This window comes from Halorussus caseinilyticus, from assembly GCF_029338395.1.
In the GTDB taxonomy this organism is placed as follows: domain Archaea; phylum Halobacteriota; class Halobacteria; order Halobacteriales; family Haladaptataceae; genus Halorussus; species Halorussus caseinilyticus.
Window position 1 is genome coordinate 145,510 of the sequence record NZ_CP119809.1, and the last position, 10,173, is coordinate 155,682.

A 10,173-nucleotide genomic window follows, 5' to 3' on the forward strand; every position below is an offset into this window, starting at 1 on the left:
TTAATGGTGTATTATCACAATTAAGGAATCAAAGGTCCTTCGGGAGCCAGATAATTGGTTCTGGGATTCGTAACGTCGAGCGATGGAACGCGACCCGATAGAAGAAGGTGCGACCGACTCGGCGGACCTCTACGACATCGCCACGTGGGAGTCCCGGAGTTGGCTCGACAAGTTGTCAGGCGGGGTGTATCGCAGTTTACGTCGGTTGGGCCACGTAATCGTCGTCCTACTCGCGCTCGTCATCCTCGTCGCCCAGTTCGCGCTGACCGGACTGGCGGCCATCAGCGACCCGATAATCGGCGCGTTCGTCCTCATGTCGGTCGTCCCGGCGTTCGGTCTCGCCGCCTACATCTGGTACGCCGACGTGACGACTTCCGAACCGCTCTCGCTTCTGGTGGCGACGTTCCTGCTCGGCGTGCTGTTCGCGGGATTCGCCGCCATCATCAACACGCTGGCGGGCGCGATTACGCTCGTTCCGGTCGTCGGGATGGTGCTGTTCTTCTATCTAGTCGTCGCGCCGGTCGAAGAGGTGGTGAAGTGGCTGGCGATTCGGCTCTACGCCTTCCGGAGCGACCGATTCGACGCGGTTATCGACGGCGCGGTGTACGGCGCGATGGCTGGACTGGGCTTCGCCACCATCGAAAACGCCATCTACATCACCCAGAGCATCGCCGACGTGGGCACTATCGGCTCTCAGCAAATCGCGTCGGCGGGCCAGACCGCCGCGGTCCGCCTGCTGGCCGGTCCGGGTCACGTCATCTACTCGGCGTTCGCTGGCTACTATCTCGGTCTCGCCAAGTTCAACCGGGAGAACGCCGGTCCCATCGTGGTCAAGGGCCTGCTCATCGCGGCGTTCATCCACGGAACCTACAACTCGCTGGTGACGTACCTGAACCCGCTCCTCGACGCGTTGGGACTCGCTGTCGCACCGGGCGTGGCGTTCCTCGGGTTCGTCGTCGTCTACGACGGCGTGTTCGGCTACCTGCTCTACCGGAAACTCTCGCACTACCGGAACGCCTACCGGCAGGTGGACATGGGTACGAGCGTCAGTTTCGCGGACGAAAGCGTCGGACGCGACCGGGCCGACTTCGAGGAATCGACCGACGGCGCAGGGGACTACGAGACCTCCGAGGGGTACTCGGAGAGTCGGCGCGCCGCGGACGCCTCGGAGGGACGACGTACCGAAAGTCAGTATCCCGAAGGCGACTCCGAGTAGCCCCCTCTATCCCGATTCGTCACCGCTCGGGCGTCCCGAGGACTTCTGCGCCGCCGACTTCGAAGCCAGCGTCGTCGAGCAGTCGTTCGGCGTACTTTGCGATTACGTCCACCTCCAGATGAACCGGGTCGCCGGGTTCCTTCTCCGAGAGGTTGGTCACGCGGCGGGTCTCGGGGATGATGGCGACCGAGAAGGCGTCGTCACCGCGGTCGGCCACCGTGAGACTGATGCCGTCCACCGTCACCGACCCCTTGTCCACGACGTATCTGCCGAACCCCTCGGGGACGGCGAACTCGTACTCCCAGTCCTCGCCGACCTCGCGCACGGCCACGACCTCGGCGGTCGTATCGACGTGACCCTGCACTACGTGGCCGTCGAAGCGCCCGTCGGCGGGCATCGCGCGTTCGAGGTTCACCGGGTCGCCAGCCTCGACTTCGCCGAGGTAGGTCTTTGCGACGGTTTCGCTGGCGAGGAACACCTCGAACCAGTCGTCGCCGAACTCCTCGACGGTCAGGCAGACGCCGCTGACGCTGATGCTCTGGCCGCGTTCGAGGTCCCCGGTGACTTCCTCGCCCTCGATGCGGAGGCGACGGCCCTCGTCGGTCACGGTCACGTCCCGCACTGCGCCCGACTCCTCAACGATTCCGGTAAACATACCAGATTTGTGGGTCTCGTCGGGTGAAAAGGATTGCGGAGTCGGCGAGGGGTCGCGCGAGCGTTCGACGCTGGACGACGACCACCGCCGACGCTACGGACTTTCTCGGCGTCTCGTGCGGCGTATCGGGCCGTGAACGGCGGCCGGGGCGTGCCCCAATCTTACTCCACCCGGCGCGCGCGGGCGCGCCTCCGTGGCGCGCCCATCCGCGCGAGGGAGTCGGCCGCCTCCGGCGGCCGACGAGGTTGGGGAGGCGTGAGGTCCGTGCGGTGCGGTCTGATTGGCTCACGGAGTAGCTAGCTTCCCAGATACTCCTGCGGTCGCAGTCGCGGTGCCGTCGCAATGCGGTCGCGGTCGGTGGTCACGCAGTCCCGAACGAGGTGTTGCGCTGTCGCGGTCTCTGAACATCTCGCGAACCTCCGAACGACTACCTTTTCAATGCTTAAGGAATTATGTAGAGTTATCAAACAAATACTACTATTGCTTAGGGAAACATGAAGCCGTCTCGCGACGTTCGCCCGCGGGGTTTTTGACCGCCCGCCCGGAACCGACAGGTGATGAACAAACCGGGCATCATCGGTACGCTCCAACTCGCGGCGACGCTCGTCTTCGCGCTTCCGGTCGGTCTGCTCGGCGTCCAGTTCCTCCTTGATGGCGAGACCATCCTCGGCGGCGGATTCCTTGTCGTCGCGGTCATGATGGTCGTGTTAGAGGAGTACCTGACGACGCCGACCGACGTTCCCGGCGCGGTGGCGCGCAAGACGGTCGGGAAAGTGGCGAAGACGCCGGACGACGAGGAGTGAGTCACGCCGTTTCGGCGATTTTGTCGGTGGCTTCGACTGCTTGCGTCGGGATGGCTAGCGTTTCTCGAAGGGAAGCGACGGCAACGACAGAGGCGATTTAAAGAGAGCTAGCTACAGGCTTGAACCAATCAGACCGCACGGCACCGCAACCGCGAACCTCACACCTCCCCAACCGCCTGCGTTGCTCGGCCTACGGCCTGCGCTACTCGTCCCTCGCGCGGATGGGCGCGACCACTCGCGGGTCGCGCTCGCGCGCGCCGGGTGGTCGGTCGAAGTAGTTCGTGCGTCCGGTCGAAATCGAGAGAAAGGGGTCGCAGTGCGCTACGCTACCCGCGTCTCACTGCGGCGTCGCTTCCGAGACTTCCGCCAGCGCGTCTTCGAGGTCCTTCTCGTTTCGCTCGTTGTAGAGCAACACGTCGATTGGCAGGGTCGGCGCGCCGCCGACCAGATTCTCCATGATGACGAGACGTTCGCGCGCGCGAGACATCCCGACGTAGAACACCCGTCGCTCGTTGTCGGTCAGCACCGGCACCGGGTCGGTCGTGGAGGTGAACTCCTCGCCGTCCACTTCGCCGTCCACCGTGGCGGCCATCTGTTCTACCACCTTCTCGGTCAGGTCCGTAGCGACGAACACGTGGTCGGCCTCGCGGCCCTTCGCGGAGTGGATGGTGCCGAGGCGCACCCGGTCGGCGGCCATGCCCTGATAGTCGCTCTGGAAGTAGGCCCGCATCGAGTTCTTCTGGAAACTCGTGACCTTCCGCACCATGTCGGCGGCCGAGGCCGGACCCGGCATGAACGGCGCGAAGTCGGTCACGAAGTCGGGTTCGACCTCGATTTCCGCGAGGTCGTCCGTCTCCGCTTCCTCCTTTCGGTCGTCTATCGCGTCGAACAACTCGTCGCGTTCGTTGGTGCCGAACGCAGAGTCCTGAAGCATGTCGGCGAGGCGTCGGGCCTGAAGCGCCGTGATGGGGTCGTCGTTCTCGACCTTCTCGACGGCGTCCACGTACTGCTGGAGTCGGTCGGTCCACATCCGCTGGTCGGTCAGACACTTGAACGGGATGCCCTCGTCGATGAACTCGTCGATGAACCGGAACATCTGGTAGCGCGCCCGGAACAGAATCATCAGGGTGCCGTCGTGTTCCTCGATGGTGTACCTGACGTTCCGGACGAGCTCGAGCATCGACGGGCTATCGACCTGTTCGACCGTCCCGCCCTCCTTGCGCGGCGAGAGGTTCTTCTCTTGGCGCTCGTCTATGTGACGCACTTCCTGTTGGACGACTTGCAGAATCTCGGAGGGGAGGCGGTGGGACGTGTCGAGAATCACGTCGTTGCCTTCCTCTTCGAGCAGGAGTTTGGGGTCCGCGCCCTGCCACGCGTAGACCACTTGGTCGTCGTCGCCCGCGATGAGGACTTCCTCCATGTGGGGTTTCCACTCCTCGTACACGTCGTACTGGAGGCTGGTGATGTCCTGAAACTCGTCGATGACGAGGTAATCGACGTTCGGGAGGAGCGACCGCTGGCGGACCCGTTCGAGCATGTCTGCGAAGCCAACGAGGTCGTTCTCGCCCTTGTAGTTGCGCCACCCGCGGATGGCCTCGGGCACGTCGAGTCGGTCGTCGTCGCTGGGCCACGTCGGAGTGTACTTGTTGCCCTCTTGAGCGTTGGGGTCGATGTCCGGCGGCAGGCGAACCTCCTCGTCGTTCCACTGGAAGGGCACGTCGTACCAGTCGGACACGTCCCGGCGGGTCCGCTGAAGCCACTGGCTGGTGGCGATTATCTTGTTGCCGAGCGTGGTAGAGCGTGCGGTCCGACGACCTGCGCCACTGTACTCGTCTTCGAACTCGATGCCGAAGTCCTCGCAGAACTCCTTCTTGTCGGACTCGCCCACCACGTCGCTCCGCGAGAGGTCGAGCAGTTCGTAGGCTTTCGCGTGCATCGTGCAGACCGACCCCTGAAGCGAACGCGGGTTGAGGTCCCGGCGTTCGGCGAGACGCTCGCGGACCTCGTTAGCGGCCGCTCGGGTGTACGAGACCAGCAGAATGTCGTTGACGCCGACGCCGTCCTTGTCGAGTAGAGCTTCGACCCGGTCGAGCAGTTCGGTGGTTTTCCCGCTTCCGGGACCACCGAACAGTCGGGTCACACGTTCGTCCGTGTCCTGACTCATTACACCACCCCATGGTCCCCGCACTCATAAAACGATGTGAATCGGAGCGACCGTTCGACGGGAGGGTCGCGGGGCTACGCGGGGACTGCCGTTTCGGAAGGAGAACGGTGTCTACAGGGCGTTACGAAGTGTTTCTGGGCGACCGCGCCTCGCGCACTTCGCTTCCGTCTCGAATCTTGTCTTCGCATTCGGGGCACACTCGCGGGTTGTCTACCTCGCGCGGGGTGAATACTCGCGCGTAGGCGTCCGTCACGAACGACCCACAGTTCTGGCACTCAGGCATTTCTCTTGTGCCACTACGGAAATCTTACACTATATTTCTATCGACACTGACTCGAACGTCTCGAACGGCCGATTCTACCGGATACAACGCCTGAATACGGTTCCTGACTGTAAAAACAAATATTTTATAATTATGTCTTACTGATTACTTCGAGACCTTCCCCGCCGGGTGCATGAAGTCCGGAACCCCCCGATGGGGACGATGGCACCTGCTCTCGACGTGGGCGTTCGCCGAGCGAGCGTCACCCGAGCCATCGCATCAGGACGCCGACCGCAATCGTGACGATTCCGAGGATGGTCGCAATCGGCGGAATCGGCACGAACAACAGGACGACTCCGGCGAGGATGACGAGCGTCGAGAATCGGACCATACGTGCTGTAGGGTCCGTAGTCGGAAACCGATTGTCGCCGCTTGCGCCGCATCGAACGTCGAAAAAACGTGTTGCAGGTCAGATACTCGCGCGCTGTACGACAGCGAGAGTGACGCGACCGAAACTACGGTCGCCAACCGCATACCGAACATTCGCTCGCGGACGTATCGTGGAGTCCGCCGCACTCCGGACACTGTTTCTTGTTGTAGTCCTCCTGCCAGCCGACAGTCTCAGTTTCGTGGCCACGCTCGGACAGGAATTCGTCGAAAACGTCGTCGCCGGTCGGTGCGGTCGCCATACATGGTATGCTAATGCACACCACCCATATAACCGTGTCGGTGTAACAGGGTGCGTATCGAGGCGTCTCAACGCTTGATTTCTCGTGTGCGGGTTCCTATCGACCGGAGTAAGACCGGCTTAACCGCCGGTAGAGGCGGAGTGAGTTCAAAAAAGTCGGCCGCGCCGGTTCCGGCGCGCTACTCGAACGTCACGCCCACGTCGTGCATACCCTCGTTCTCTACCGCGATATTGATGAGAAGAGGAGTCATGCTCTCGACTTCCGCGGCGTTGGCCGTGCTACCCGCCCGAAGCGCCCGGAGGCCGTCGATTTGGTCGGCCAACTGGCGCACGGTCTCCACCGCGTCCTCGTCGTCGCCGACGACCAGCGTGTCGAGGTCGAGTTCCACGTCGAGGTTGGCGAGCCGGTCGGCCGAGAGGTTGTGGAAGGCACCGACGACCGGAACGCCCTCGGGCGCAACGTCGGCGACCAGTTCGGTGACGCTCCCGGCCTTCGGGGGCTTGTAGTGGAAGCCGTCCTCGTCGCGGTTCATCCCGACGGCAGGCGAGACCAGCACGTCGGCGTCCTCGATGCGGTCGGCGACGGCCTCTACGGTGTCTTTGACGTGGAACGCGGGCACCGCCAGCACCACCACGTCCGCCCGGTCGGCCGCCATCTCGTTGGCGAACCCCTTGATTTCGCGCTCGACGCCCAGACTGTCGAGTTCGGTCTCGTACTCGTCGGCCTTCCCGCGGGCCTTCTCGGGGTCTCGGGACCCGACGAGAATCTCGTGGTCGGTGTCTCGCGCCCACCGGAGCGCGAGGGCCTGTCCGATGTCGCCGGTCCCGCCGAGCAGTGCGATTCGCATACCCGCTACTCCGGGCGGACGGAAAGTAAGGTTTCCTGACTCCGGCAACGTGCGAGGTCACGGCGGGAAATTCTATAGAACTTTCTAAGACAACTATTTATTGCTTTTAGCAACGTACAGATATTCCGGCGCGCGTCGGGAACGACCGTCGGGCGCGAGCGGTCGTGGGCCTGCGTCCGCGGCCGTGCGGCCGCGGACGCTACGGGTCTCGACTCGTCAGCGCGGCCCATCCGCCGAAGTACGCCAGCCACGCGCCGAACCCGACCCCGGCCAGCGTGAACGCCGCGCGGACGCCCGAGGCGTCCGCGCGGCCGACCGCGAGCGCTAGCGCGCCCCCGGCGATTGCAACCACGACGGTACCGCCCACGAAGACGAGGTACCGACGCCACCACGGACCGACGGACCGCTGGCCGTACCGGGAGAGAGCCAGCAGTGCGACGACGAACGTCGGGCCGACGTACAGCAACTGGGTGAACGGGTCGGGCGGCGAGAGAATCGCACCGAGGACGAACGAAATCACGAGGGCGTCGGGAACCGCGCCCCCGAGTCGGGACCAATCCATGTCCGAAGTCAGCGTACGGCGGCCGGATAAAACCCTACTCCAGCAGGTCCGGGAGGTCGTTCACCGAGTCGAGTACGGCGTCCGCGCCCGCCTCGTCGTACTTCCGGCGGCCCTCCTCGCCGGTCAGTCCGCCGGTCAGCACCCCGACGCCGACGTACTCGCGGCCGGGGTCCTCGTCGTCGGCGTTTCGGGCGGTCTTCACGTCGTCTAAGGTGTCGCCGACGAAGACCACCGCGTCCGCGTCGAATCGCCCGGCTAGCGTGACCAGCGCGTGGGGATGGGGCTTGCCCTGCTCCCAGTCGTCCATCGTGAACCGCCGGTCGTCGGGCACGTCGAGATTCGCCCGTCGCTGGGCGATGTCGGCCTCGTCCGCGGGCCGTCCGGTGACGATGCCGAGCGGTCGGTCGCCGAGGGCGTCGAGCGTCTCGGATTCGAGCAGGACGGGTTCGTCGTGGATGAATCCCGGTGCGTCGAGTTCCGAGTCCGCGCCGCCGGGGTCGGAGTCCGCGCCCTCGATGTCGGCGTAGAGGTCCGCGCCGAGGTAGAGTCGCTGGAAGACATCGCGGAGTCGCTCGGGGTCCCAGTCGGCCCGTGCGCGCTCGCTTGCCTCCGGCGACAGCGCGTCGTCCACGACCGCTTCGGCGGCGTCGAGTCCGTCAGCGGATTCGGCGTCGTCGCTGGCGGCCCGGCGCGCCGCGATTCGGTCGGTGAACGTTTCGAGGTCCGTCTCCAGTCCCTCGCGGCGCGCGAGGACGAACAGCGCCGCGGCGTAGGTGAGTTCCCAGTCGTTGTTGAACCCGCCAGCGTCTTTGAACGACTGGATGGCCTCCTTCTCGATGGTGTCGCCGTAGACGTGCGCGATGGACTCCACGATTGCCCGCCGGTAGGAGTCGGCCACGTCCACGACTACTCCGTCGATGTCCAGCACGACCGCGTCTGCTTGCATGCGAGGTGGTAGTGAATCGGCGCTCAAGGGTCTTCCGACGGAAACCGCAACACTTCTAGCTCGGTCGGTCGGAGTCGTCGCATGGACCACGACAGACTCGGCGAGTTGTACGGCCGAGACGACTACTACTGGGGGACGGAACCCAACGACCTCGCGGAGACGGCGCTCGGCCACCTCGCCGACCCCGAGGAAGCAGTCGTCGCGGACGTGGGCGCGGGCGAGGGGAGAGACGCGGTGTTCTTCGCCGAGCGAGGCGCGACGGTCTACGCCATCGACCCAATCGCGGAAGGACTGGAGAAGGCCGAGCGACTCGCCGCCGACCGGGATGTCGAGGTCCGGACCCGAGTCGGCGACGTGAACGACCTCGAACTCCCCGAGACGGTGGACCTGTTCTACTCCATCGGGACCGTCCAGTATCTCCAGCCCGAGAACCGCGCCGCGCAGTTCGACCACTTCCACGAGGCGACCCGACCGGGGGGCGTCCACGCCGTCTTCGCGTTCGTGGACCATCCCGAGGTTCCGACGCCGCCGGACTGGGGCGACAACGAACACTTCTACGAGCAGGGCGAACTCCGGGGCTACTACGACGACTGGGACGTGTTGGACGAGTCGGCGCTCGTCTTCGACGACGACTCCGGCGGCGAACCCCACCGGCACGCCGCCGAAATCGTGACCGCTCGAAAATCCTGAGTCGTCCGTCGCGGCGGGTCGCGGTGGGAAGCTAGTCGTCGGACTTGCCGAATCCGCTGTCGAAGCGCTCGCCCTCGGTGTCCCAGTTTTTGACGCCCGAACAGTCGTGTTTCTCGGGCAGTTGATGTTCCGGGCAGTAGGTGTTGCCGCAGTACGAGCAACTTCGGTCGCCCGTCATTCTCTCGCCACATCGCTTGCAGGTGCCCATGAGATGACTACACGGTTCGAGAGTATAAGGTTAGGGTCGTGTTGACGTATCACTTACCCGGCGATGTCGCGCGGTACCGGACGACGCCGGTTCGCTCGGTCGTCACCCGTCGGACTCGCGGGCACCCTTCCACTGGGCGACGTGCGTGAGCGTCACCAACCCGAGACCCCCGACGAGGTTTCCGGCCGTGACGACGGCCGTCGTCACGGCCAACTCGCCGAGACCGATGCTCGCGCCGAGGAACATGCCGAAGACGACGTGGAGCATCGTGACGATAACGTGGTCGAAGACGCCGAGCGTCAGGAGAACGCCGACGACGTAGGCCAAGGCGATTCGACTCCCCACGCTGTCGACCGCTTCGAGGAGGTACGACAGCAGAGTGACCAGCGTCCCGCCGACGATGCCCTTCACGAACTCGGCCTGCGTCCGGCGGTGGACGAACTCGTGGGCGAAACCGACGAGGGCGTCCGGCGTCCCGGTCGGAAGCGCGCCCTCGACGGACAGGACGGCGACGAAGAGACTACCGCCGACGAAGTTGAGCGCGAACGTGACGGTCCACAGGCGGACGAGCGGGCCGACCAGCCACGAGTCGTCGGCCGCGACTGCCTTCGCAACCGGGTCGAAGAAGTTCTCGTTGAAGAGTTCGGTCCGGCCGACGACGAGGAAGACCAGCGCGACACCGAACGCGAGCGACCCCGCGAGTTTGGCGGCACCGTGGCCGTAGCGCGGTTCGACGAGCGCCTCCACGATGCCGAGCGCCACGACGCCGAAGACGACGGTGAACCCGGCGATGAAACTGGTCGCGACGAGTTCGAGTAGCGACTGGTCGAGGCGGCGCTCGCCCTCCTCGACCGCCCGGTCGAAAATCTCTGCGGGGTCGGGAGCGACGGTCACGCCCCGATTTGAACTGGTTCGGCAATAAGCGGTGTGGCGGGTGAATGGTCCCGCCGGTCGTTTTCGAGTCTTGAGTACGAATGTCAACCTATTTCACTCTATAGGAGGTATTCGTGAACACGAATGAGCGAAATCGAAAGCGAAGACGACAGACGGAAACGGGTCTCACGCATCGTCTTCGACGGCCAAGTCGTCTCGAAGGGCCGCCGTCCGGGCGACGAAGACGAGTAACCCTCG

At 64.5% G+C, this 10,173-nt stretch carries 13 protein-coding genes; 3 read left to right on the plus strand and 10 right to left on the minus strand.

What is annotated here, in order from left to right; all coding sequences use genetic code 11:
* Positions 1-82: 82 nt before the first annotated feature.
* A complete protein-coding gene (locus P2T60_RS00755; RefSeq protein ID WP_276280645.1) occupies positions 83-1,216 on the plus strand; it encodes a PrsW family intramembrane metalloprotease in 1,134 nt (377 codons plus the stop codon).
* A gap of 19 nt (positions 1,217-1,235) precedes the next feature.
* Here the strand turns inward: P2T60_RS00755 and P2T60_RS00760 are convergent, their stop codons facing one another.
* Positions 1,236-1,871 (minus strand): riboflavin synthase, encoded by a 636-nt coding sequence (locus P2T60_RS00760; protein WP_276280646.1) that lies wholly within the window; start codon positions 1,869-1,871, stop codon positions 1,236-1,238.
* Between the two features lie 557 nt (positions 1,872-2,428).
* On the opposite strand from P2T60_RS00760, the gene P2T60_RS00765 reads away from it, so the two are divergent.
* A complete protein-coding gene (locus P2T60_RS00765; protein WP_276280647.1) occupies positions 2,429-2,674 on the plus strand; it encodes a DUF7533 family protein in 246 nt (81 codons plus the stop codon).
* A gap of 337 nt (positions 2,675-3,011) precedes the next feature.
* Here the strand turns inward: P2T60_RS00765 and P2T60_RS00770 are convergent, their stop codons facing one another.
* The 7 genes from P2T60_RS00770 to P2T60_RS00795 form a co-directional block, all read right to left on the minus strand.
* Positions 3,012-4,838 (minus strand): UvrD-helicase domain-containing protein, encoded by a 1,827-nt coding sequence (locus P2T60_RS00770; protein WP_276280648.1) that lies wholly within the window; start codon positions 4,836-4,838, stop codon positions 3,012-3,014.
* 121 nt (positions 4,839-4,959) lie between these two features.
* On the minus strand, positions 4,960-5,121 hold the full coding sequence (locus tag P2T60_RS21815; protein ID WP_420028692.1) for a DUF7563 family protein: 162 nt from the start codon (positions 5,119-5,121) through the stop codon (positions 4,960-4,962).
* 241 nt (positions 5,122-5,362) lie between these two features.
* A complete protein-coding gene (locus P2T60_RS00775) occupies positions 5,363-5,491 on the minus strand; it encodes a transporter (protein ID WP_276280649.1) in 129 nt (42 codons plus the stop codon).
* A 124-nt stretch (positions 5,492-5,615) separates the two neighbouring features.
* Positions 5,616-5,789, minus strand: a complete 174-nt coding sequence (locus P2T60_RS00780) for an HVO_0416 family zinc finger protein (RefSeq protein ID WP_276280650.1) — start codon at positions 5,787-5,789, stop codon at positions 5,616-5,618.
* A gap of 178 nt (positions 5,790-5,967) precedes the next feature.
* Positions 5,968-6,636: an NADPH-dependent F420 reductase gene (gene npdG, locus P2T60_RS00785; RefSeq protein ID WP_276280651.1), complete on the minus strand. Its 669-nt coding sequence runs from the start codon at positions 6,634-6,636 to the stop codon at positions 5,968-5,970.
* A 199-nt stretch (positions 6,637-6,835) separates the two neighbouring features.
* Positions 6,836-7,198 (minus strand): DUF7534 family protein, encoded by a 363-nt coding sequence (locus tag P2T60_RS00790; RefSeq protein WP_276280652.1) that lies wholly within the window; start codon positions 7,196-7,198, stop codon positions 6,836-6,838.
* A 34-nt stretch (positions 7,199-7,232) separates the two neighbouring features.
* Positions 7,233-8,144, minus strand: a complete 912-nt coding sequence (locus tag P2T60_RS00795) for a TIGR01548 family HAD-type hydrolase (protein ID WP_276280653.1) — start codon at positions 8,142-8,144, stop codon at positions 7,233-7,235.
* An 81-nt stretch (positions 8,145-8,225) separates the two neighbouring features.
* Here P2T60_RS00795 and P2T60_RS00800 point away from each other — a divergent pair, with 81 nt between their 5' ends.
* Positions 8,226-8,834, plus strand: a complete 609-nt coding sequence (locus P2T60_RS00800) for a class I SAM-dependent methyltransferase (protein WP_276280654.1) — start codon at positions 8,226-8,228, stop codon at positions 8,832-8,834.
* Positions 8,835-8,865: 31 nt separating this feature from the next.
* Here P2T60_RS00800 and P2T60_RS00805 read toward each other — a convergent pair whose 3' ends face one another.
* A complete protein-coding gene (locus tag P2T60_RS00805) occupies positions 8,866-9,042 on the minus strand; it encodes an AN1-type zinc finger domain-containing protein (RefSeq protein WP_276280655.1) in 177 nt (58 codons plus the stop codon).
* Between the two features lie 102 nt (positions 9,043-9,144).
* Positions 9,145-9,936, minus strand: a complete 792-nt coding sequence (locus tag P2T60_RS00810) for a formate/nitrite transporter family protein (RefSeq protein ID WP_276280656.1) — start codon at positions 9,934-9,936, stop codon at positions 9,145-9,147.
* Positions 9,937-10,173 lie beyond the last annotated feature (237 nt).